The 21,803-nt window shown below is 63.5% G+C and carries 18 protein-coding genes; 14 read left to right on the top strand and 4 right to left on the bottom strand.

All coding sequences use genetic code 11. The features are described 5' to 3' along the window. Nucleotides 1–67: 67 nt before the first annotated feature. From moaE to BLS08_RS16840, 4 genes are all read right to left on the bottom strand, one after another. The gene (moaE, locus tag BLS08_RS16855; RefSeq protein ID WP_017678166.1) at nucleotides 68–517 is read right to left on the bottom strand and encodes a molybdopterin synthase catalytic subunit MoaE; all 450 of its coding nucleotides are present in this window, start codon (nucleotides 515–517) and stop codon (nucleotides 68–70) included. Nucleotides 518–611: 94 nt separating this feature from the next. Then, nucleotides 612–854: a MoaD/ThiS family protein gene (locus BLS08_RS16850; protein WP_003459467.1), complete on the bottom strand. Its 243-nt coding sequence runs from the start codon at nucleotides 852–854 to the stop codon at nucleotides 612–614. Next, nucleotides 851–1,327, bottom strand: coding sequence for a cyclic pyranopterin monophosphate synthase MoaC (gene moaC / locus BLS08_RS16845; protein WP_013714224.1), 477 nt, complete (start codon nucleotides 1,325–1,327; stop codon nucleotides 851–853). The genes BLS08_RS16850 and moaC overlap by 4 nt, the downstream gene beginning before the upstream one ends. 275 nt (nucleotides 1,328–1,602) lie before the next feature. Further along, nucleotides 1,603–2,994, bottom strand: a complete 1,392-nt coding sequence (locus tag BLS08_RS16840) for a PhoH family protein (RefSeq protein WP_090337008.1) — start codon at nucleotides 2,992–2,994, stop codon at nucleotides 1,603–1,605. Nucleotides 2,995–3,487: 493 nt separating this feature from the next. Here BLS08_RS16840 and yaaA point away from each other — a divergent pair, with 493 nt between their 5' ends. The 14 genes from yaaA (at nucleotide 3,488) to BLS08_RS16770 (ending at nucleotide 21,594) form a co-directional block, all read left to right on the top strand. Beyond that, entirely contained in the window at nucleotides 3,488–4,267 is a 780-nt protein-coding gene (yaaA, locus tag BLS08_RS16835) for a peroxide stress protein YaaA (protein ID WP_090337006.1), read from the top strand. Between the two features lie 707 nt (nucleotides 4,268–4,974). Next, nucleotides 4,975–6,285 carry a GDP-mannose 6-dehydrogenase gene (gene algD / locus BLS08_RS16830; RefSeq protein ID WP_017678169.1) on the top strand — a complete coding sequence of 437 codons (1,311 nt, stop codon included), beginning with the start codon at nucleotides 4,975–4,977 and terminating at the stop codon, nucleotides 6,283–6,285. 51 nt (nucleotides 6,286–6,336) lie between these two features. Further along, nucleotides 6,337–7,818 carry a glycosyltransferase family 2 protein gene (locus BLS08_RS16825; protein WP_017678170.1) on the top strand — a complete coding sequence of 494 codons (1,482 nt, stop codon included), beginning with the start codon at nucleotides 6,337–6,339 and terminating at the stop codon, nucleotides 7,816–7,818. Between the two features lie 26 nt (nucleotides 7,819–7,844). Next, nucleotides 7,845–9,008 (top strand): alginate biosynthesis protein Alg44, encoded by a 1,164-nt coding sequence (locus BLS08_RS16820; protein WP_017678171.1) that lies wholly within the window; start codon nucleotides 7,845–7,847, stop codon nucleotides 9,006–9,008. A gap of 12 nt (nucleotides 9,009–9,020) precedes the next feature. Next, entirely contained in the window at nucleotides 9,021–10,397 is a 1,377-nt protein-coding gene (gene algK, locus BLS08_RS16815) for an alginate biosynthesis TPR repeat lipoprotein AlgK (RefSeq protein ID WP_017678172.1), read from the top strand. A gap of 14 nt (nucleotides 10,398–10,411) precedes the next feature. After that, the gene (locus tag BLS08_RS16810) at nucleotides 10,412–11,851 is read left to right on the top strand and encodes an alginate export family protein (protein ID WP_017678173.1); all 1,440 of its coding nucleotides are present in this window, start codon (nucleotides 10,412–10,414) and stop codon (nucleotides 11,849–11,851) included. 11 nt (nucleotides 11,852–11,862) lie between these two features. Continuing rightward, the gene (gene algG, locus BLS08_RS16805; protein WP_090337003.1) at nucleotides 11,863–13,398 is read left to right on the top strand and encodes a mannuronan 5-epimerase AlgG; all 1,536 of its coding nucleotides are present in this window, start codon (nucleotides 11,863–11,865) and stop codon (nucleotides 13,396–13,398) included. An 11-nt stretch (nucleotides 13,399–13,409) separates the two neighbouring features. Further along, the gene (locus BLS08_RS16800) at nucleotides 13,410–14,831 is read left to right on the top strand and encodes an alginate O-acetyltransferase (RefSeq protein WP_090337001.1); all 1,422 of its coding nucleotides are present in this window, start codon (nucleotides 13,410–13,412) and stop codon (nucleotides 14,829–14,831) included. Nucleotides 14,832–14,841: 10 nt separating this feature from the next. Continuing rightward, on the top strand, nucleotides 14,842–15,915 hold the full coding sequence (locus BLS08_RS16795) for a mannuronate-specific alginate lyase (protein ID WP_090337000.1): 1,074 nt from the start codon (nucleotides 14,842–14,844) through the stop codon (nucleotides 15,913–15,915). 134 nt (nucleotides 15,916–16,049) lie between these two features. Beyond that, nucleotides 16,050–17,501 (top strand): MBOAT family O-acyltransferase, encoded by a 1,452-nt coding sequence (locus tag BLS08_RS16790; protein WP_090336999.1) that lies wholly within the window; start codon nucleotides 16,050–16,052, stop codon nucleotides 17,499–17,501. Nucleotides 17,502–17,514: 13 nt separating this feature from the next. Further along, nucleotides 17,515–18,648, top strand: coding sequence for an alginate O-acetyltransferase (locus tag BLS08_RS16785; RefSeq protein ID WP_090336997.1), 1,134 nt, complete (start codon nucleotides 17,515–17,517; stop codon nucleotides 18,646–18,648). A gap of 25 nt (nucleotides 18,649–18,673) precedes the next feature. Next, a complete protein-coding gene (locus BLS08_RS16780) occupies nucleotides 18,674–19,321 on the top strand; it encodes an alginate O-acetyltransferase AlgF (protein ID WP_090336994.1) in 648 nt (215 codons plus the stop codon). Between the two features lie 102 nt (nucleotides 19,322–19,423). Then, nucleotides 19,424–20,860, top strand: a complete 1,437-nt coding sequence (locus BLS08_RS16775; protein ID WP_090336992.1) for a mannose-1-phosphate guanylyltransferase/mannose-6-phosphate isomerase — start codon at nucleotides 19,424–19,426, stop codon at nucleotides 20,858–20,860. A gap of 269 nt (nucleotides 20,861–21,129) precedes the next feature. Further along, nucleotides 21,130–21,594: a hypothetical protein gene (locus tag BLS08_RS16770; protein ID WP_024307081.1), complete on the top strand. Its 465-nt coding sequence runs from the start codon at nucleotides 21,130–21,132 to the stop codon at nucleotides 21,592–21,594. Nucleotides 21,595–21,803 lie beyond the last annotated feature (209 nt).

The raw sequence follows: 21,803 nt of genomic DNA, 5'->3' as shown, positions 1-21,803 counted from the left end.
TAATCCAACAAGCGGTTGATGGCGCCCCGCCGAAGGTGGGTCCAGGTAACAGCCCCAAGACTCCCTACTACTTCCAGCGCTCGGCGGCGCTCTGGTCGCTGCAGCGGCCTTCAACCCAGCGCGGGCCTTCGCTGGTGTCTTCCTTCTTCCAGAACGGCGCGCGGGTCTTCAGGTAATCCATGATGAAATTGCAGGCATCGAACGCGGCCTGGCGATGGGCGCTGTTGGTGCCGACGAAGACGATGGGCTCGCCCGGCTCCAGGCGGCCAATGCGGTGGATGATCTCGATGCCCAGCAGCGGCCAGCGCTCACGCGCCTCATCGGCGATCTTGCCCAGAGCCTTTTCGGTCATGCCGGGGAAGTGTTCAAGGAACATGCCGCCGACTTCGCGCCCCTCATTGAAGTCGCGCACGTAGCCGACGAAGGTAACCACCGCGCCGATGCCGAGGTTGGCGGCATGCAGGGCGTTGAGCTCGGTGCCGGGGTCGAAGGGTTGGGCTTGGACGCGGATGGTCATGGGGGCTCGTTCGATGGGGAGTTTTCAGAGGCAGTTGGTGGGTTGATGGTGGGCTGAAACGGAACGCCGCCCGGCCCACCCTACGGTACCTGCGTCAACCACCGGTAACGGTGGGGAAGAAGGCGACTTCATCGCCCTCGGCCAGCGGTTCGTCGAGGCTGCACAGTTCCTGGTTGCGCGCGCACATCAGGTTCTGCTCACCCAGCACTTCCCATTCGCCGCCACGGGCGACCAGGTGCAGGCGCAAGTCGTCGAGGGTGGCGAAGTCGCCGCTGAGTTGTTCGTCGTCACGGCCCAGGGCTTCACGGTAGCGGGCGAAATATTGCACGCGGATCATGCTTGTTCCTCCAGCTTGTAGTGACCGCTCTTGCCGCCGAGTTTTTCCAGCAGGCGTACCTGCTCGATGACCATGCCGCGATCCACGGCCTTGCACATGTCATAGATGGTCAGCGCGGCGACGCTGGCGGCAGTCAGTGCTTCCATCTCGACACCGGTTTGCCCGGACAGTTTGCAACGCGCGGTGATATGCACCGTGTCGTCACCTTCGGCGCTGAGTTCGACCTTGACGCCGGTGAGCATCAGCGGGTGGCACAGGGGGATCAGATCGCTGGTTTTCTTCGCGGCCTGGATGCCGGCGATACGCGCCACGGCAAACACATCGCCCTTGGGATGCTCGCCGGCGACGATCATCTGCAGGGTGGCGGGCAGCATGCGCACGCGCGCTTCGGCGGTGGCTTCGCGGAAGGTGGTCGCCTTGTCGGTGACATCGACCATGTGCGCGCGGCCTTGGGAATCGAGGTGAGTCAGCACGGGAAAGCTCCAGACGGGAATCGACCGATTGTAAACCTGCAGGTCAGGATTTGCAGTCATCTTGTAGCCCGGATGAAATCCGGGGCCAGAGTGGCAAAAATCCCCGGATTTCATCCGGGCTACTGACTGTATCCGGCTACACGACTGTAGGAGCGGATTTATCCGCGATCATCGCGGCTGAAGCCGCTCCCACGGGACTTGTGCAGATTCATTAATGCAGACTAAAACGCCCCTGCTCTTGCGAGCAGGGGCGCGAGTGTTTAACAGCCCGAGGGTTACATATGGGTTTCCGCGTACTCCGCGAGGATCGAGCGCGGTACGCCTTGCAGGGTGATATGAACGCCGTGCGGGAAGTCCTTGAAGCGTTCGGTGAGGTAGGTCAGGCCCGAGCTGGGTGCCGACAGGTAGGGGGTGTCGATCTGTGCCAGGTTGCCCAGACAGACCACCTTCGAGCCGCTGCCGGCACGGGTGATGATAGTCTTCATCTGGTGCGGGGTGAGGTTCTGACACTCGTCGATGAGGATCAGGCTCTGCTGGAAACTGCGCCCGCGGATGTAGTTGAGGGATTTGAACTGCAGCGGCACCTTCTGCAGGATGTAATCGACGCTGCCGTGAGTGCTCTCGTCCTCCATATGCAGCGCCTCGAGGTTGTCGGTGATGGCGCCAAGCCAGGGCTCCATCTTCTCGGCCTCGGTGCCGGGCAGAAAGCCGATTTCCTGATCCAGCCCCTGCACGCTGCGGGTGGCGATGATGCGCCGGTAGCGCTTGCTGACCATGGTCTGCTCGATGGCCGCGGCCAGCGCCAGGATGGTCTTGCCGGAGCCAGCAGCGCCGGACAGGTTGACCAGGTGGATGTCCGGGTCGAGCAGTGCGAACAGCGCCAGCGCCTGGTGGATGTCGCGCGGTTTCAAGCCCCAGGCTTCCTGATGCAGCAGCGGCTCCTGATGCATGTCGAGAATCACCAGCTCATCGCCCTTGATGGCCTTGATCCAGCCGACGAAGCCCTGCTCATCGAGGATGAACTCGTTGACGTGCACCGCCGGCAGGTTGTCGATCAGCTGCACGCGATGCCAGGTGCGGCCATGGTCCTGACGGGTATCGACCTTGCTCACGCGGTCCCAGAACGAACCGGGCATGTCGTGGTAGCCCTTCGACAACAGCGAGACGTCATCGACCAGCTGGTCGGTGTGGTAGTCCTCGGCGTCGATACCGCAGGCGCGCGCCTTCAGGCGCATGTTGATGTCCTTGGTCACCAGCACCACGGAAAGGCCCGGGTTGCGGGTTTTCAGCTCCACCAGCTGGTTGATGATCTTGTTGTCGTTGAGGGTTTCCGGCAGCCAGGTGACTGGCGCGGCGCTCTTGCTCATGAGGATGGAAAGACGCCCGCAGGGGCCGCTCTTGCCGCGCTGGATAGGGACCCCGTACTCGACGTCCTCGGGTTCTGCGCCGGCGAGAATCTGATCGATCAGGCGAATGGCCTGGCGACATTCGGCGGCGACGCCGTGCTTGCCGGATTTCAGTTTGTCGAGTTCCTCCAACACCGTCATCGGAATGGCGACGTGGTGTTCTTCGAAGTTGAGCAAGGCGTTGGGATCGTGAATCAGAACATTGGTGTCGAGGGCGTAGAGGGTTGGAGCGGTGGGCTTGGAGCGTCCGTGGTCATCCATACTCGGTCACCTTCTTGTAGTAGCCAGGCGACGCAATACCAGGGCGGTGCTGCGCCGGACAGAGACCGCCGATTTTTCAGATCGGGGCCGAAAGGTGGCAAGCAAGGTGAGGGCCAATGGCCGCCACCTGTCTGCAGGTTTCGGCGGTCTTGCTTTTTTATTACTCCAATTCACATGACAGAAAAACGTTTTTTTCTCGGCATGCAGGTTTATTTGCACGGGCGACAGATAACGCTTGGCGTACCGCCAGCTGGCCGTTAAAGTCCGAAGTCCTACCTGCTTCAACCCGCTTCGCTTACCGCCCTGACTTGCAGCACGTCGCGCCATTCAGGTGCAGGTAACGCTTCGCCCCCTGCTCATTGCTGGCAACCGCTTCGCGAGCAGAGCTCGCTCCTACAACAGCAGCGATCGACGCTTCTCAATCGCCGCGATAGGTGGTCTTGCCGCCCCCCGGCCTCTAGAATCGCCATCACGCTTTCTGGAGACCTTGCACATGCTGATGGTGATCTCACCGGCCAAGACCCTCGATTACGAAACCCCACCCGTCACCCCGCGCTTCACCCAACCCGAACACCTCGACCACGCCCAGGAGCTGATCGAGCAGCTGCGCGATTTCAGCCCGGCGCAGATCGCCGAGCTGATGCATCTGTCGGACAAACTCGCCGGCCTCAACGCCGCGCGTTTCGGCAGTTGGGAACGACCGTTCAATCCGTCCAACGCCAAGCAGGCGCTGCTGGCATTCAAGGGCGACGTGTACACCGGGCTGAACGCCGAGGATTTCTCCGAAGAAGATTTCGACTTCGCCCAGACTCACCTGCGCATGCTCTCCGGTCTCTACGGCGTACTGCGCCCGCTGGACCTGATGCAAGCCTATCGCCTGGAAATGGGCACCAAGCTGGCCAACGTGCGCGGCAAGGATCTGTATGCCTTCTGGGGCGAGCGCATCAGCGCCTGGCTGAACGAAGCGCTGGCCGCCCAGGGCGACGACGTGCTGCTCAACCTGGCCTCCAACGAGTACTTCGGCGCGGTCAAGCGCAAGGCGCTGAACGCACGCCTCATCGATACCGAGTTCAAGGACCTGAAGAACGGCCAGTACAAGATCATCAGCTTCTACGCCAAGAAGGCCCGTGGCCTGATGGCGCGCTACGTGATCAAGGAGCGTCTGACCAACCCCGAAGGCCTGAAGGACTTCAACTATCAGGGCTATCGTTATTCGGCCGAGCATTCCAAGGCCGACAGCCTGGTTTTCCTGCGCGACCAGCCGCAAGACTGACCCCTACACCGGCCAACCCCATGCACCGCTCATCGGCTGCTGCATGGGTTCGGCCGCTACGCTTGCCGATCCCCTCCTTCCCCGCCCTGCCGCTTCGTTGCGACCTGAGCGCTGCGCCTGACAAAAATTCCCTCGCCGTTGCGTTTGATTCTCAAAACCTGTTTGGCATCACAGTTTCAGCGCGAGCCCACTTTCCACAGAACTTATTGCCCCGTTAAGTTATCCGATAGTTCCGAGCACATTAATGGACATATTGCCATCATGCATTTTGCAACTTGCCATTATATTGCAATCAACTTAGCCGTTCAGCTTTGGTTCAGCTTCAGGACGAACGGTAGGAACTATCCGAAAGGGCCGCTACTCATACAGCCCGTAACACATTTCAATACATAACTTTCTGATCACTTGAAACTGCCAGATAGCGAATTAGCTTTCGCCGGACAGCTTCACCCAAAGAAAAGTTCGTGTATTTCAAAGGGAGATATAGCAACCCGTCACAGTACCGAGATAGAGGCCTCAAGCGAGGCGGCAGCGACAACATCAAAGGGCCACCTTTCAATATAAAGGCCCACATTTGGTGCCACTTCCGGCGCCCCACTCTATTTATGCCTGAATGAACTTGCTCGTATTAAATCAGCAAGTTCACGGACTAGTTTTGGCCATAAGGCCAGTATTTGAAACTGCATCAAACGGACGAGGTGAATACCATGCGAATCAGTATCTTCGGTTTGGGTTATGTAGGTGCCGTTTGTGCCGGCTGTTTGTCGGCACGCGGTCACGACGTGATTGGCGTGGATATCTCCGCGAACAAGATCGACCTGATCAACAACGGCAAATCGCCCATCGTTGAACCGGGTCTGGAAGAACTGCTGCAACAGGGTCTGCGTCAGGGTCGCCTGCGCGGTACCACCGACGTCGCCGCTGCCGTTCTGGAAAGTGATGTGTCGTTCATCTGCGTCGGCACGCCGAGCAAGAAGAACGGCGATCTGGAGCTGAACTACATCGAAGGCGTGTGCCGCGAGATCGGCATGGCCATGCGCGACAAGAACGAGCGCCACACCGTGGTGGTCCGCAGCACCGTGCTGCCAGGCACCGCCAAGAACGTGGTACTGCCGATTCTCGAAGACTGCTCGGGCAAGAAGGCTGGCGTCGATTTCGGCCTGGCGGTGAACCCCGAGTTCCTCCGTGAAAGCACCGCAATCAAGGACTACGACTTCCCGCCGATGACCGTCATTGGTGAGCTGGACAAGGCTTCCGGCGATCTGTTGGCCAGCATCTACGAAGAGCTCGACGCACCGATCATCCGCAAGGACATCGAGGTCGCCGAGATGATCAAGTACACCTGCAACGTCTGGCATGCGGCCAAGGTCACCTTCGCCAACGAGATCGGCAACATCGCCAAGGCCGTCGGCGTCGACGGCCGCGAGGTGATGGACGTGGTTTGCCAGGACCACAAGCTCAACCTGTCCAAGTACTACATGAAGCCCGGCTTCGCCTTCGGCGGCTCCTGCCTGCCCAAGGACGTGCGCGCGCTGAACTACCGCGCCGGCAGCCTGGACGTGGAGGCGCCACTGATTGGTTCGCTGATGCGCAGCAACGCCGCCCAGGTGCAGAAGGCCTTCGACATCATCGCCAGCCACGACTCGCGCAAGGTCGCCCTGCTCGGCCTGAGCTTCAAGGCCGGCACCGATGACCTGCGCGAAAGCCCGCAGGTGGAGCTGGCGGAAATGCTCATCGGCAAGGGTTTCGACCTGAGCATCTACGACCGCAACGTCGAGTACGCGCGCGTCCACGGCGCCAACAAGGACTACATCGAGTCGAAGATCCCGCACGTCTCCTCGCTGCTCAACAGCGACCTGGACGACGTGGTGGCCAAGGCCGACATCATCGTCCTGGGCAACAGCGACGAGCGTTTCGCCAAGCTGGCCGAGCAGGCGCCGAGCGGCAAGCGGGTGATCGACCTGGTCGGTTTCATGCCCCACGCCAGCAATGGCGTGGCCGAAGGCATCTGCTGGTAAGGACCCGAACGTACCTGCGCGCCCAGCGCGTGCAGGTACTCGGAGACGCATATGGACAAGCTCAAGAACGGCCTCAACCAAGCCAGCGGCTGGATGCTCTATCTCAGCCTGCTGATGCTGCTGGCACTGGCCCTGCCACGCACGGTGTTCGACCCCGAAGCGCGGGATTTCATCCTGCTCATCGGCATCGTCGGCATCTGGCGCTATTCCATGGGCGCCATGCACTTCGTGCGCGGCTGCCTGTTCCTTTACCTGGTCTACCCCTGGTATCGCCGCAAGGTTACAAAACTCGGCAAGGACGCCGACCCCTCTCATGTGTTCCTGCTGGTCACCAGCTTCCGCATCGAGGCGCTGACCACCGCCATGGTCTACCGCTCGGTGATTCGCGAAGCCATCGACTGCGGCTATCCGTGCACCGTGGTGTGTTCGATCGTCGAGCTCTCCGACGAGTTGCTGATCAAGAACCTCTGGGCTCAGGCCGAGCCGCCGGCGCATGTCACCCTGGACATCGTGCGCATCCCCGGCACCGGCAAGCGTGATGGCCTGGCCTATGGTTTTCGCGCCATCTCCCGGCAGATGCCGGACCGCGATGCGGTGGTGGCGGTGATCGACGGCGACACTGTGCTCGAGCCTGAAGTGGTACGTAAATGCGTGCCCTGGTTCAAGCTCTTCCCCAACGTCGGCGGGCTGACCACCAACGAGTTCTGCGAGGTACGCGGCAGCTACCTGATGAGCGAATGGCACAAGCTGCGCTTCGCCCAGCGCCACCTCAACATGTGCTCGATGGCCCTTTCCAAGCGCGTGCTGACTATGACCGGACGCATGTCGGTGTTCCGCGCCAGCGTGGTGACCGACCCCGAGTTCATCCGCGACGTGGAAAGCGATCACTTGGAGCACTGGCGCCTGGGTCGCTTCCAGTTCCTCACCGGTGACGACAAGTCCAGCTGGTACAGCCTGATGCGCCTGGGCTACGACACCTTCTACGTGCCGGATGCGGCGATCAATACGGTCGAGCACCCGCCGGAGAAGAGCTTCATCAAGGCCAGCCGCAAGCTGATGTTCCGCTGGTACGGCAACAACCTGCGGCAGAACTCGCGCGCCCTGCGTCTGGGCATGGGTCGCCTCGGCGCCTTCACCAGCCTGGTGCTGTTCGACCAGCGCGTGTCGATGTGGACCTGCCTGCTGGGCCTGTGCGTGGCGATCATCGCCAGCATCAAGTACAGCCTGATGTACCTGCTGATCTACCTGCTGTGGATCGGTAGCACGCGGCTGATCCTGACGCTGCTGCTGATGCTCTCCGGCCACCGCATCGGTCCGGCCTACCCGGCGCTGCTCTATTACAACCAGATCGTTGGCGCGATGGTGAAGATCTACGTGTTCTTCCGCCTCGACCAGCAATCCTGGACGCGCCAGAACACCAAGCTCAACCGCGGCCTGTCCAGCTTCGCCAACTGGTTCAACAGCTGGTCGTCGCGTGCCATGACCTTCTCTGCCTCCTGTGTCTTCATCGCCGCGCTGCTGGCGCTGGTGTGACCGTACTCGAATAGGAATTAGCCACCATGAACTCCGTCGCCAATCACAACGTCGTCCATGAGTCCGAGGCCCAGCGCCAGCATGCCCGTGTCAAGCTGCCAGGGCGCTTGCGATTCACCAATGCCAAGGGCGAACGCATCGACGCGCGCCTGCAGGATGTCTCTGCTGGCGGTTTCAGCTTCACCAACGAAAAGACCACGCACAAGGTCGGCGATTTCCATCGCGGCCAGTTGCAGTTCCAGCTCGACAGCCTGGTGCTGGGCCTGGACGTGGAGTTTCAGGTCAACTCGGTACAGCCGGAGCACAACCGCGTCGGCTGCCAGTTCCACGGACTTGGCGCACGAGAAGCCGCCGCCCTGCGCCACCTGATCAGCGCGCACCTGGCTGGTGAACTGGTCAATGTCGGCGAGGTGCTGCATATCCTCCAACGCGACAACTTCACCAAGGCGCGCAAGAACGGCGCAGGCGGTGGCATGGGCATGTTCGGCCGCCTGCGCGCCGTGACCTTCAGCGGCGCGATCTTCCTCATCGGTCTGGCTGCGTTCGGCTACATCGGCAAGTCGATCTACGGCCTGTACTTCGTCACCCACGCACAGTCGGCGCAGATCAGCCTGCCGGCGCTGCAGGTGACCATGCCACGTGAAGGCAGCGTGCAGAGCCTGGCGCAGCCCGATGGCATCGTCGAGAAAGGCGCGCCGATCGCCACCTTCACCACCAGCATGCTGGAAATGCTCAAGGGTCACCTGGGTGAAGACCAGCTCGAACCGAGCCAGATCGAAGCGCTGTTCGCCCGCGAGATGCAGGGCACCCTGACCAGTCCGTGCAACTGCAAGATCTCTCGCCAACTGGTGGCCGACGGTCAGTTCGCCAGCAAGGGCGACGTGATCTTCGAACTGGTGCCGCAGGACGGCATCGCCACCGTCAGCGCCAGCTTCCCCTACCGCCATCTGGAGCAGGCGCGCCCCGGCACGCCAGTGACCTTCAAGGTGGCCGGCGAAGACCAGGCGCGTCACGGCGAGATCGTCAGCAGCGCGCTGCATGATGGCGGTCTGAGCTCGGATATCCGCGTGGTGATCAAGCCGCAAGACACCCTGCCGGCCAGCCTCGCCGGCCAGCCGGTGGATGTGGTCATCGATCGTGGCCCGTCGCTGGGCTGGCTGGTCGACCGCGCCGTCGCGGCAGGTCGCTAAGGAGATCACGCCGTGAGCATGCCCCTTCTTCGCCCTGCTCTGCTCGGCCTCGCCGTCAGCGCCACGCTGGCCGGCTGCGCCGGCCTGCCGGATGAGCGTCTGGCCCGCGAAGCCCTGCAGAGCGGCGACCAGCAAACTGCCGAATGGCATTTCCGCCAGCTCGCCGAGATGGGCTACAGCGACGCGCAGATCGGCCTGGCCGACATCTACGCAGCGGGCGGCCAGACCCAGGATTTGGATGAGGCCGAGCGCATCTACCGCCAGGCCCTGGACGGTTCGCCACGGGCCAAGGCGCGCCTCGGCAAGCTGCTGGCGCGCAAGCCCGGTAGCACCCTGGCCGAGCGCCGCGAGGCCGCCGAACTGCTGGAAAGCGCAGCCCAGGCCCGCGAGCCCAGTGCGCTGCTGCCGCTGACCGAACTCTACCTGTTCTACCCACAGGACTTTCCCGCCATGAACCTCGCGCAACGTATCCAAGACTGGCGCCAGCAGGGCCTGCCGCAGGCAGAGCTGGCGCAGATTCTTCTGTATCGCACCGATGGCACCTACGACCAGCACCTGGGCGAGATCGAGCGCATCTGCCAGGCACGTCTGGCCAGCAACGACGCGTGCTACGCCGAACTGGCCACCGTGTACCAGAAGCAGAACCGCGAAGACGACCGCCAGACGCTGATCGACCAACTGTTGGCGGGCTACCGCGCCGGCAATGTTTCGCCCAACCAGGTCGAGTCCGTGGCTCAAGTCCTCAGCGACCCCGAGCTGGGCCAGCCGCAACCGCAGCAGGCGCAGGACCTGCTCGAGGCCATCGCGCCGAACTACCCGGCCGCCTGGGTCAGCCTGGCGCGCCTGCTCTACGACTATCCGGGCCAGGGCGATATCGACACCCTGCTCGGCTACCTGGAGAAGGGCCGCGAGGCCGCCCTGCCGCGTGCCGAGCTGTTGCTCGGACGCCTGTACTACGAAGGCAAGCTGCTGCCGCAACAGCCGAAGAAGGCCGAAGAGCACCTGCGCAAGGCCGCGCCCAGCGAGCCCAGCGCCAGTTACTACCTGGGGCAGATCTACCTGCGTGGCTACCTCGGCGAGGTCTACGCCCAGCAGGCGCTCGACCACCTGCTCAGCGCTGCGCGCGCCGGCCAGCTCAGCGCCGACTTCGCCCTGGCGCAGATGTTCAGCCAGGGTCGCGGGGTCAAGCCCAACCCGGTCAACGCCTACGTATTCAGCCAACTGGCCCTGCCGCGCAACACGCCGCCGACCTTCGAGCTGGCCCATGCAGTGGCGCAGAGCCTGACCCCGGCACAACTGGCCGAAGGCCAACGCCTGCTGCGCGAGGAGCGCGATGCCCGCGGCATCGTCCTGCAGCAGCAGGCCGCCCTGCAGGTCAGCCAGCCATGAACAAGGATGCACGCATGCAGCTAAACCGTATCGTCAGCCAGTTGGGCCTGAGCGCCAGCCTGCTGGCAGCCAGCGCCGCCTGGGCGGCGGATGCACCGAAGAATTTCGGCCTGGATGTGAAGATCACCGCGCAATCGGAAGACGACCGCGACCTCGGCACCCGCGAAGGTGGCGACGTCAGCGGTATCGGTCTCGACCTGCGCCCCTGGGCCTACGGCGAACGCGGCAACTGGAGCGCCTTCGCCATGGGCCAGGCAGTTACCGCCACCGACACCATCGAAACCGACCCGCTGCAGGACGACGGTGAAAACAGCACGCAGCGCAGCGACGCGCGCCAACCGGACAAGAGCTACCTGGCCATGCGCGAATTCTGGGTCGACTACGCCGGCCTCACCGCCTACCCTGGCGAGCACCTGCGCGTCGGCCGTCAGCGTCTGCGCAGTGACGAAGGCACCTGGTGGGACACCAACATCGAGGCGGTCAACTGGCGCTTCGATACCACCCTGCTGCAAGCCAACGTCGGCATTGCCGAGCGTTTCTCCGACTACCGTACCGACCTCGACGACCTGGCGCCCGAAGACGAAGACCGCCAGCACTTCTTCGCCGGCCTCGACTACCAGTGGACGCCCGGCCACCGCATCGGCACCAAGCTGCATCACAGCCGCGATGACGGCCGCCTGGCTAATCCCGGCGAACGCGTCGACGAGCTGAGCAAACGCTACACCGGCGACCTGACCTGGTTCGGCCTGCACGCCGACGGCGGCTTCTTCGAGCGCAACTCGCGCAATCGCCTCAACTACTGGGCGCAGATGACCTGGCTCAAGGGCGACACCGACCAGCTGCAGCAGCAAGTGGTCGGCAGCGACCGCATCGCCACCGGTTCGCGCAGCCAGGACGTCGACGCCTGGGCCATGGACCTGGGCCTGCGCTACAGCCTCGATGACAACTGGAAGATCGGCGCCGCCTATGCCCGTGGCAGCGGCGGTGGCGACGACGACAAGTCGCGCCAGTTCATGCAGACCGGCCTGCACAGCAACCGCGCCAATTTCACCGGCGTCGAATCGCGCCTGCATCGCTATGGCGAAGCCTTCCGCGGCGAGCTCTCCAACCTGCAGGTGGCCAGTGCCTTCAGCTCCTGGCAACTGGGTCAGGACTACGACGCCAGCGTCGTCTATCACCGCTTCTGGCGCGTCGATGGCGACCAGGACGTCGGCGACAGCGGTATCACCGCGCCACTGGTGGCTGGCGAGAAAGATATCGGCCAGGAAGTCGACCTGGTGCTGACCCGCTACTTCAAGCAGGGCCTGCTGCCGGCCACCGTCGCCGAACAACTGGAAGACCGTTCGGCCCTGGTACGCCTGCGCGCCGGCGTGTTCCTGCCGGGCGACGCCTACGGCAGCGGCACCGACTCGGTGATGCACCGCGCCTTCGTCGACTTCATCTGGCGCTTCTGAGGGATCGGATCATGCAACCCAACGGCTTAGCCCTACCCCTGCTGCTCGGCGCGCTGTGCCTCACGGTGCCACTGGCCCAGGCCAACCCGACGCAGCACCAGTTCGACTACCGCGTGCGTAGCGCACCGGCGGACGAACTGCATATGGAAGCACCCACGCTGCCGGACCTGTCCGGCTACACCAAGGAGGCCGTGCTGGCCAAGATTCCGCGTGAAAAACGCGGCCAGGTGGTGGTGCGGCGCATGCTGCGCCAGGACGCGCTGAAGGACTTCACCGGCGGCAACGAGCGCCTGCGCGAATGGATCAAGCGCCAGCAAGGCATGCCCCAGGCGATCTTCATCGAAGGTGGCCTGGTCACCGCCCAGGACATCGCCAAGGCGCTGCCCGACAGCCAGTTCGCCGAGCAGGAGCCGGGCGTGTACCTGGCCCGTCTGCCCATCGTCGTGGCAGAAGGCGCGGCGCTACACGTCGGCAAGGAAACCCGCGAACTGCGCTTGTCGCAGGAGCGCGGCTCGTTTCTGGTCAACGATGGCCTGATGTTCCTCACCGACACCCGCGTCACCGCCTGGCGCGAGGCCGACAACGGCCCGGCGAGCATGCGTGACAACGGCAAGGAGTTCCGCCCGTTCCTGGTGTCCTGGGGCGGCAGCGAGCTGTACATCGCCAGCAGCGTGATCACAAGCCTGGGCTACGACAACTCCAAGTCCTACGGGGTGTCGATCACCCAGTACACGCCGAACATGCACGAGCGCCTCAAGCGCGACGAGCCGACCGGCTGGCTAATCGACTCCGAGTTCGTCGACCACTGGTACGGCTTCTACTGCTACGAAGCGCAGAACGTGGTGATCAAGGGCAACACCTACCGCGACAACATCGTCTACGGCATCGACCCGCACGACCGTTCCCACGGCCTGATCATCGCCGAGAACACCGTGTTCGGCACCAAGAAGAAGCACGGCATCATCATCTCGCGCGAGGTCAACGACAGCTGGATCATCAACAACGAGAGCTACGACAACAAGCTCTCCGGCGTGGTCATCGACCGTAACAGCGAACGCAACCTGATCGCCTACAACCGCGTGCACGGCAATCACTCCGACGGCATCACCCTGTACGAGAGCGGCGACAACCTGCTGTGGGGCAACCATGTACTGGGCAACCAGCGCCACGGCATTCGCATCCGCAACAGCGAGAACATTCGCCTCTACGACAACGTCTCGGCGATGAACCAGCTCACCGGTGTGTACGGCCACATCAAGGACCTGTCCGACACCGACCGCGACCTGGACCTCGACCCGTTCGATACCAAGATCTCGATGATCATCGTCGGCGGCACCCTGGCCGGTAACGGCTCCAGCCCGATCAACATCGACTCGCCGCTATCGGTCGAGCTGTACCGCGTGAAAATGCTTGCCCCGCGCAAGAGCAGCGGCATCCAGCTCGCCGGCATCCTCGGCGAAAAACAGGACGAAATCCTCGACCTCATGGTGCGCCAGCGCCTACCCGTGCTGATCGATCCGATCGAGCCCGAGAAACTGACCAATTGATGAGGCCAACGATGATCCCATCACCCTTCAAGTCCCTTTCCCTGGCCGTGGCCTGTGCCCTGGCCAGCACCGCCCTGCAGGCGCAAGAGCGCCAGGCGCCGCAGTATCAGGTCGAAGACTGCTGCTCGCTGTGCCCGGCTGCGCACGACGCCAGCCGCTACACCACCAACTACATGAAGAACTTCGTCACTCTGCTCGATGCCGAGGAAGGCTGGCTGTTTCGCAGCGTCGAAGACCTGCGCACCGAGTTCGGCACCAGTGAAGTCGGCTACCAACGCCTCAAGGAGCTGCGTGACGGCCTCAAGCAACGCGGCGTGGAGCTGGTGGTGGTCTACCAACCGACCCGCGGCCTGGTCAATCGCAACAAGCTGTCGCCCGCCGACTACCAGCGCTTCGACTACGACAAGGCGCTGCGCAACTACCGCCAGGCGCTGAGCCGCTTCGAACAGCTGGGTATCTGGGTCCCGGACCTGACCCCGCTGACCGACGAGAACAGCGACAAGGAGTTCTATTTCCGCCGCGACCAGCACTGGACACCCTACGGTGCCGAGCGCACCGCACGGCTGGTGGCCGAGACGGTCAAGCGCATCCCCGGTTTCGAAGATATTCCGCAGAAGGAATTCGTCACCGAACGCATCGGCCTGATGGGCAAGACCGGCACCATGCAGAACGTCGCCAGCCAGCTGTGCGGCACCGGCTATGCGGTGCAATACGTCGACCAGTTCGTCACCGAGCCCAAGGACGCCAGTGATGGCGACGCGCTGTTCGGCGACGACAGCAGCCCGAAGATCACTCTGGTCGGCACCAGCCACAGCGGCAAGAACTACAACTTCGGCGGCTTCCTCGAACAATACCTGGGCACCGACGTGCTCAACGCGGCCTTCCCTGGTGGCGGCCTGGAGGGCGCGATGCTCGAGTACCTGGCCAGCGATGCCTTCCAGAACGACCCGCCGAAGGTGCTGATCTGGGAGTTCTCGCCGCTCTACGACCTGGCCTCGGACAAGATCCACCGCCAGTTGATGGCCAGCCTGAACAACGGCTGCAGCGGCCAGACCGAGCTGCTCGCCAGCGAGAAACGCCTGCATCCGGGCAGCAACGAGGTACTGGTCAATGGCGAGAACAAGCTGCTGACCCTGGCCGGCAATCGCCACCAGCTCGACCTGCGTTTCAGCGATCCGTCGGTCAAGCGCGTCGACGCCACCATCTGGTACCTCAACGGTCGTCGCGAACAGCTCAAGCTGGAGAAACCCAACACCGTCGATACCGACGGGCGCTTCGCCGTGGAACTGCGCGACGAGCCGGGCTGGGGTGATCAGAACTTCTTCGCCCTGGAAATCCAGAAGCCCGAGGACAGCGCCGACGACCTGAAAGTCCAGGCCAGCCTGTGCCAGCGCCCTAGCGGGCCCAGCCAGCAAGTCGCGCAGCACGACTGAGGAGGCCACCATGCCCAAACGACTCGTTCCACTCACTCTCATGGCGCTGCTGCTCAGCGGCCCGGCCTTCGCCGCGCTGCAGCCGCCAGCGGGTTACTACGCCGCCGTGGGCCAGCGCGAGGGCAAGGCGCCCGTCTGCCCTGCGGTTCCGCAGCCGTACACCGGTGAGCTGCAGTTCACCAGCAAGTACGAAGGCTCCGACAGTGCCCGCGCCACGCTCAACCGCAAGGCCGAGAAGAACTTCCGCGAGCAGACCTCGCACATCACCCGCCTGGAGAAGGAAGCCGGGCGGATGATCACCGGTTACATGCGCACCGGTCAGCCGGAGCGCCTGGAATGCGCCATCGAATGGCTGGATAAATGGGCCAGCGCCGATGCGCTGGAGTCCGAGCAGTTCAACCACACCGGCAAGTCGATGCGCAAATGGGCGCTGGGCAGCCTGGCCGGCGCCTGGCTGCGCCTGAAGTTCTCCGAGTCGCAGCCGCTGACTGCCTACCCGCAGCAGAGCGCACGCATCGAAGCCTGGTTCACCCGCCTGGCCGAATACACGGTGCGCGAGTGGAGCGACCTGCCGCTGCGCAAGATCAACAACCACAGCTACTGGGCGGCCTGGTCGGTGATGGCGGTCGCGGTGATCAGTGATCGCCGCGACCTGTTCGACTGGTCCGTGGGCCAGTTCCGCATCGCTGCCAATCAGGTCGACGACGAAGGCTACCTGGTCAACGAAATGCGCCGCAGCCAACGCGCCCTCGCCTACCACAACTATGCCCTGCCGCCGCTGGCGATGATCGCCGCGTTCGCCGAGGCCAATGAGGTCGACCTGCGCGGTGAGAACCATGGCGCCCTGCAGCGCCTGGCCGAACGCGTGCTGCAAGGGGCGCGCGACCCGGCTGCGTTCGCCCAGCGCACCGGTTCCAAACAGGACATGAGCGAGCTGCGCAAGGACTTCAAGTACGCCTGGCTGGCGCCCTACTGCAGCCTCTACGACTGCAGTGAAGAGACCCGAGAACTGAACCAGGAGATGGGGCCGTTCAACAGCTTCCGCCTCGGTGGCGAAGTGACCCAGGTGTTCGATAAACCGTAGGAGCGGCTGGGTGGCATTCCGCTTTAGCCGCGATTTTCGCGGATGAATCGGCCCCTACGGGATGTAACAAAACAAACCCTCCGCTCGCGGGGGGAAAGGGGGGCGCTGCCCCGGCTGTTCACGGAGAAGCACGGATGGTCTTTTCATCCAACGTCTTTTTGTTCCTGTTTCTGCCGATCTTTCTCGGCCTGTACTACCTGTGCCCGAATCGCGGGCGCAACCTGCTGATCCTGATTGGCAGCTACGCCTTCTATGCGTGGTGGCGGGTGGATTTCCTCCTGCTGTTCGCTGCCGTGACGCTGTGGAACTACGTCTTCGGCCTGCGTATCCAGGCGCACGCCGGCACAGAGGCGGCGCGGCGCTGGGTGGTCGCGGGGGTGGTCGGCAATCTGGCCACGCTGGGCTACTTCAAGTACGCCAACTTCGGTGTGGCCAATATCAACGCCGTGCTCGAATCGATGGGGATGGAACCCTTCGTCCTCACTGCGGTGATCCTGCCGATCGGTATCTCCTTCTACATCTTCCAGTCGATCAGCTACCTGATCGACGTGTACCGCCGCGATACCGAGCCGACGCGCAACCTGATCAACTTCGCCGCCTTCATCGCCCTGTTCCCGCAGCTGATCGCCGGCCCGGTGCTGCGTTACAAGGACCTGGCCGACCAGTTCACCGACCGTACCCACAGCCTCGACAAGTTCAGCGAAGGCGCCACACGCTTCATGCAGGGCTTCGTCAAGAAGGTGTTCATCGCCGACAGCCTGGCGCCGCTGGTGGACCACTGCTTCGCCCTGGAAAACCCCAGCACCGGCGACGCCTGGCTGGGCATGATCGCCTACACCGCGCAGCTGTATTTCGACTTCTCCGGCTATAGCGACATGGCCATCGGCCTCGGCCTGATGATGGGCTTTCGCTTCATGGAGAACTTCAACCAGCCCTATATCAGCCAGTCGATCACCGAGTTCTGGCGGCGCTGGCACATCAGCCTGTCCACCTGGCTGCGTGACTACCTCTACGTACCGCTGGGCGGCAATCGTCACGGCACCTTCAACACCTACCGCAACCTGTTCCTGACCATGCTGCTGGGCGGTTTCTGGCACGGCGCCAACTGGACCTTCCTGATCTGGGGCGCCTGGCACGGCGCCTGGCTGGCCATCGAACGAGCGCTCGGCGTGAAAGCCGCACCGATTGTGTTCAACCCGTTGAAATGGGCCTTCACCTTGCTGCTGGTGATGCTCGGCTGGGTGATCTTCCGCGCCGAGAACCTGGATGTGGCCGGGCGCATGTACGCCGCGCTGCTGCCCTTCGGTGACTGGCAGTTGAGCGAGCTGACCCTGGCGCACATCACCGGGCTGCAGATGGTCACCCTGGTGCTGGCCTGGGTGGTGATCGCCGTCAATGGTGCCCGCCAGTTCCTCGCCAGCCGCGGCCATGAACCGGGCCTGACCCTGGCCAGCGCCGGCGTCGCCCTGCAGACCATCGACCTGCGCATGGTGGCCCTGCGTGGCGCCCTGCTGGTGCTGTTCTGCGTGTCGCTGCTCAAGCTCTCCGCGCAGAGCTACTCCCCCTTCCTCTACTTCCAGTTCTGAGCGGAGGCCGAGAATGAATCGCTCCTTCAAGACCCTATACGTCGTGCTGTTCGCCCTGCTGCTGTTGCCGGCCAGCCTGCTCGCCCTGACCAGGCTCGCCGACTACCACATGCCGGCGCAGCCAAGCGTGCTCGACGGCGGCCTGGCAAAAAGCATCGAACGTCACTACGACGAGAACTTTCCGCTCAAGCAGGCGGGCATCAACCTCTGGGCGGCCGTGGAATACCTGCTCTTCGGAGAAGGACGCAGTGGCCTGGTGATCGGCGAGGACGGCTGGCTGTATTCGGACGAGGAGTTCGACCCGGTAGCCGACGGCCAGCGCCAGATGCGCGACAACCTGGCACTGATCCGCGGCGTGCAGCGCCAACTGGAAGAGCGCGATATCCAGCTGCTGCTGGCCATCGTCCCGGCCAAGACCCGCCTGTACCCGGAGCACATCGGCAACCATCGTCCCAGTGCCCTGCAGCGCAGCCTCTACCCGCGCTTTCACCGCGCGGTGCGCAATGCCGGGATCGCCGCGCCGGACCTGCTCGTACCGCTGCAAGCGGCCAAGAACCAGGCGCCGATGTTCCTGCGTACTGACACCCACTGGACCCCGGAGGGCGCCGACGTCACTGCCAAGGCGCTGAGCGAAGTGGTGCGCAGCGCCATGCAACTGCGTGGCGAGCCACAACAGTTCGTCACCGAGACCGTGGAAACCCGCACGCACGAAGGCGACCTGACTCGCTTTCTGCCGCTGGCACCGCTGTTCGAAAACCTGATGCCGCAGGCCGACCGCTTGCAGCAGCGTGAGACCCAAGCCGCCGAAAGCAGTAGCGACGACCTGTTCGGCGACAGCGACCTGCCGGTGACGCTGGTCGGCACCAGCTACAGCGCCAACCCGGCCTGGAACTTCGCAGGCGCCCTGCGTGAGCACCTGCAACGCGACCTGGCCAACCACGCCGAGGAAGGCGGCGGCCCGCTGGTCCCGATGCTCAAGTACCTGCAAAGCGACGAGCTCGAGGACCACCCGCCACAGCTGGTGATCTGGGAATTCCCCGAGCGTTATTTGCCGATGGCCAGCGACTTCACCGATTTCGACCCGCAATGGCTCGCCGCACTCAAAGACGGCGGCGAGCGCCAGGGGCTGGCTGCTGCCAGTCACTGATTAATCCCCCAAGGAGGACTATCCGATGACAACTCAAACTACCCTACGCCGCTTCACCCTGGGCGCCTGCGCCCTGGCCCTGGGCCTCGGCATGTTCCAGGCACAGGCCGATGACGGCGCCCTTTACGGCCCCAAGGCACCGAAAGGCTCGGCCTTCGTTCGCGCCTACAACGCCAGCAGTGCCGAACTCGATGTCAGCGTTGGCCAGACCCAGCTCAAGCAGATCTCGCCGCTGGGTTCGAGTGACTTCAAGTTCCTCCCGGCCGGCAGCTACCAGGCTCAGGTCGGCAACGCGCAGATGTCGGTGGATCTCGAAGCCGCGCGTTATTACACCCTGGTCAGCCAGACCGGCGCCGAGCCGCGCCTGGTCGAGGAACCGCCCTTCACCAGCCGCCAGAAGGCCCTGCTGCGCGTACAGAACCTGACCGACAGCACCCTGAGCGTGAAGACCGCCGACGGCAAGACCGATGTGGTCGCTGACGTGAAGCCGGACGGTCGTGGTGACCGCGAGATCAACCCGGTCAAGGTCGGCCTGGCGCTGTTCGACGGTGAGCGCAAGGTCGCCGATCTGAAGCCGGTCACCCTGGAGCGCGGCGAAGTGGTCAGCCTGTTCGTCACCGGCGGTCAGGGCAAGTATTCGCCGGTGTGGGTCAAGCGCCCCATCGACGGTTGATGCAGTGAAGAGATTCTCAAGAACAAGGAAAACGGCGGGCACACGCCGCACCGACACGACACGGGCATCCATCTCGTAATGAACGTTAAGGAGAGACACATCATGACCCCCATCATCCTTTCCGGTGGCAGCGGCTCCCGACTCTGGCCTCTTTCGCGCAAGCTGTATCCCAAGCAGTTCCTCGCCCTGACCGGCGAACAAACCCTGTTCCAGCAGACCCTGCAGCGCCTGTCCTTCGAAGGCATGCAGCCGCCGGTGCTGGTAGCCAACCAGGAGCACCGCTTCATCGTGCTCGAGCAGCTGGAACAGATCGGCCAGCAGGCGCAGATGCTGCTGCTCGAACCCTTTGGCCGCAATACCGCACCGGCAGTGGCCATGGCCGCCCTGCAGCTGGTCGCCGAAGGCCGTGACGAGCTGATGCTGGTGCTGCCGGCCGATCACGTCCTGGATGACCAGCAGGCGTTCCGCCAGGCCCTGGCACTGGCTACCGTGGCTGCCGAGAAAGGCGAGATGGTGCTGTTCGGTGTCCCGGCCGATCGTCCGGAAACCGGCTACGGCTATATCCGCAGCCAGGTCGACGGCACCCTGCCCGATGGTGTGGCGCGCGTCGCCAGCTTCGTCGAGAAGCCCGACGCCCAGCGTGCCACCGAGTACGTGAAGAGCGGCGATTATTACTGGAACAGCGGCATGTTCCTGTTCCGCGCCAGCCGCTTCCTCGAAGAACTCAAGCATCATGACGTGGACATCTACGACACCTGCCTGCTCGCCCTGGAGCGCAGCCAGCGCGACGGCACACAGGTCGCCATCGACCCGGCCACCTTCGCCTGCTGCCCGGACAACTCCATCGATTACGCGGTGATGGAGAAGACCAGCCGCGCCTGCGTGGTACCGCTGGCCGCCGGCTGGAACGACGTCGGCAGCTGGTCGTCGATCTGGGAAGTGCACGACAAGGACGAAGCCGGCAACGTCACCAAGGGCGACGTGGTGGTCGAGGACAGCCGCAACTGCCTGATCCACGGCAACGGCAAGCTGGTCTCGGTACTCGGGCTGGAAGACATAGTCGTGGTGGAAACCAAGGACGCCATGATGGTGGCGCACAAGGACCGCGTGCAGGACGTCAAGAAGCTGGTCAGCAAGCTCGACCAGCAGGGCCGCAGCGAGACCCAGAACCACTGCGAGGTGTACCGCCCGTGGGGCTCGTACGACTCGGTGGACATGGGCGGCCGTTTCCAGGTCAAGCACATCACCGTCAAGCCGGGTGCGCAGCTCTCCTTGCAGATGCATCACCACCGCGCCGAGCACTGGATCGTGGTCTCCGGCACGGCCAAGGTGACCTGTGACGACAAAGAGTTCCTGCTCACCGAAAACCAGTCCTGCTACATCCCGATGACCTCCGTGCACCGCCTGGCCAACCCCGGCAAGATCCCGCTGGAAATCATCGAAGTGCAGTCCGGCACCTATCTGGGTGAGGACGACATCGAGCGTCTGGAGGATGTGTACGGCCGTAGCGATGCAGTAGCCGCCGGCGCCGCACACTGAGCTGTTCGTAGCCCGGATGCAATCCGGGTCATCTAGACCCCGGATTGCTTCCGGGCTACGTCCTTGTTCATCCGAGGCATACGCAGTGAGCCCCCCTCTTCCATTTACAGGAGAGGGCAGAATACGCCCACGGCATTGAAGGCTCTGTTTTCCCCCGCCTCCCTTCCCGCCAGGCGAAGGAAGCTGTCACACCCTGCGACAGCGCACGCGGTTACCCTCAACTGACACCTTGTGTAGGATGAGCACAGACCTCCAAAAGGACTGCCCTCATGCTGTTCGGTGTCGTACTCGTCATCACCTGGCTGATTCTGCTGATCCGCTACCCGACCAAAGCGCTACCGGTGTCCATGGCCGCGCTGGTCGGTCTCGGCCTGGTGGCTAGCTGGGTGATCTGGCAGGAAAGCCAGGACGAGCGCTACCTCGCCCATCTCGAACTGCGTCTGAGCTACGACCCGCAGCGCTGCCCCGCCGACCGCCCGCTGGCCATCGACCTGAAGAACGGCAGCGACGCTGCCCTGCTGGAGCTGCGTTGGGAAGTCGCCGCCTACCGTCCCGGCAACGCCACCAATCTGGCCCAGCGTCTCTACGAATCGCCACGCTACAGCGGCCCCGGTGAACTGCTGCCGGACGCCAGCTGGAGCGACTGCATGCCCCTGCCCGACCTGCGCAGCGGCTATCGCCCGGCGACGCTGGAGTTTCGTGCCGAACGCCTGCAGGGCAAGTTCATTCGCTGAAAACGCCGACCGTAGGAGCGAGCGTCGCGAGCGAAGCTTATGGCGTCACCTGCGTTCGCGAGCAGAGCTCGCTCCTACAATACTCAACATCCGTTGCCCGCTTCGTAGCCCGGATGCAATCCGGGGAAGTTGCCTGTGACTGTTCCCGGATTGCATCCGGGCTACGGGATCAAGGCGAACAGTCCGCCATCACTTCAAGCCAAGGCTGC

Origin of the sequence: Ectopseudomonas chengduensis (assembly GCF_900102635.1) — a bacterium.
In the GTDB taxonomy this organism is placed as follows: Bacteria; Pseudomonadota; Gammaproteobacteria; order Pseudomonadales; family Pseudomonadaceae; genus Aquipseudomonas; species Aquipseudomonas chengduensis.
This window is presented reverse-complemented; position numbering and strand designations above follow the sequence as displayed.

What these genes read in the sequence shown, in the direction of transcription:
- BLS08_RS16825 (WP_017678170.1), top strand. Translation starts at nt 6,337, where the DNA reads ATGGACAAGCTCAAGAACGGCCTCAACCAAGCCAGCGGCTGGATGCTC.
- BLS08_RS16770 (WP_024307081.1), top strand. Translation starts at nt 21,130, where the DNA reads ATGCTGTTCGGTGTCGTACTCGTCATCACCTGGCTGATTCTGCTGATC.
- BLS08_RS16840 (WP_090337008.1), bottom strand. Translation starts at nt 2,994, where the DNA reads ATGGATGACCACGGACGCTCCAAGCCCACCGCTCCAACCCTCTACGCC.
- algG (WP_090337003.1), top strand. Translation starts at nt 11,863, where the DNA reads ATGCAACCCAACGGCTTAGCCCTACCCCTGCTGCTCGGCGCGCTGTGC.
- BLS08_RS16780 (WP_090336994.1), top strand. Translation starts at nt 18,674, where the DNA reads ATGACAACTCAAACTACCCTACGCCGCTTCACCCTGGGCGCCTGCGCC.
- BLS08_RS16785 (WP_090336997.1), top strand. Translation starts at nt 17,515, where the DNA reads ATGAATCGCTCCTTCAAGACCCTATACGTCGTGCTGTTCGCCCTGCTG.
- algD (WP_017678169.1), top strand. Translation starts at nt 4,975, where the DNA reads ATGCGAATCAGTATCTTCGGTTTGGGTTATGTAGGTGCCGTTTGTGCC.
- BLS08_RS16790 (WP_090336999.1), top strand. Translation starts at nt 16,050, where the DNA reads ATGGTCTTTTCATCCAACGTCTTTTTGTTCCTGTTTCTGCCGATCTTT.
- BLS08_RS16775 (WP_090336992.1), top strand. Translation starts at nt 19,424, where the DNA reads ATGACCCCCATCATCCTTTCCGGTGGCAGCGGCTCCCGACTCTGGCCT.
- BLS08_RS16795 (WP_090337000.1), top strand. Translation starts at nt 14,842, where the DNA reads ATGCCCAAACGACTCGTTCCACTCACTCTCATGGCGCTGCTGCTCAGC.
- BLS08_RS16850 (WP_003459467.1), bottom strand. Translation starts at nt 854, where the DNA reads ATGATCCGCGTGCAATATTTCGCCCGCTACCGTGAAGCCCTGGGCCGT.
- moaE (WP_017678166.1), bottom strand. Translation starts at nt 517, where the DNA reads ATGACCATCCGCGTCCAAGCCCAACCCTTCGACCCCGGCACCGAGCTC.
- BLS08_RS16800 (WP_090337001.1), top strand. Translation starts at nt 13,410, where the DNA reads ATGATCCCATCACCCTTCAAGTCCCTTTCCCTGGCCGTGGCCTGTGCC.
- BLS08_RS16820 (WP_017678171.1), top strand. Translation starts at nt 7,845, where the DNA reads ATGAACTCCGTCGCCAATCACAACGTCGTCCATGAGTCCGAGGCCCAG.
- yaaA (WP_090337006.1), top strand. Translation starts at nt 3,488, where the DNA reads ATGCTGATGGTGATCTCACCGGCCAAGACCCTCGATTACGAAACCCCA.
- BLS08_RS16810 (WP_017678173.1), top strand. Translation starts at nt 10,412, where the DNA reads ATGCAGCTAAACCGTATCGTCAGCCAGTTGGGCCTGAGCGCCAGCCTG.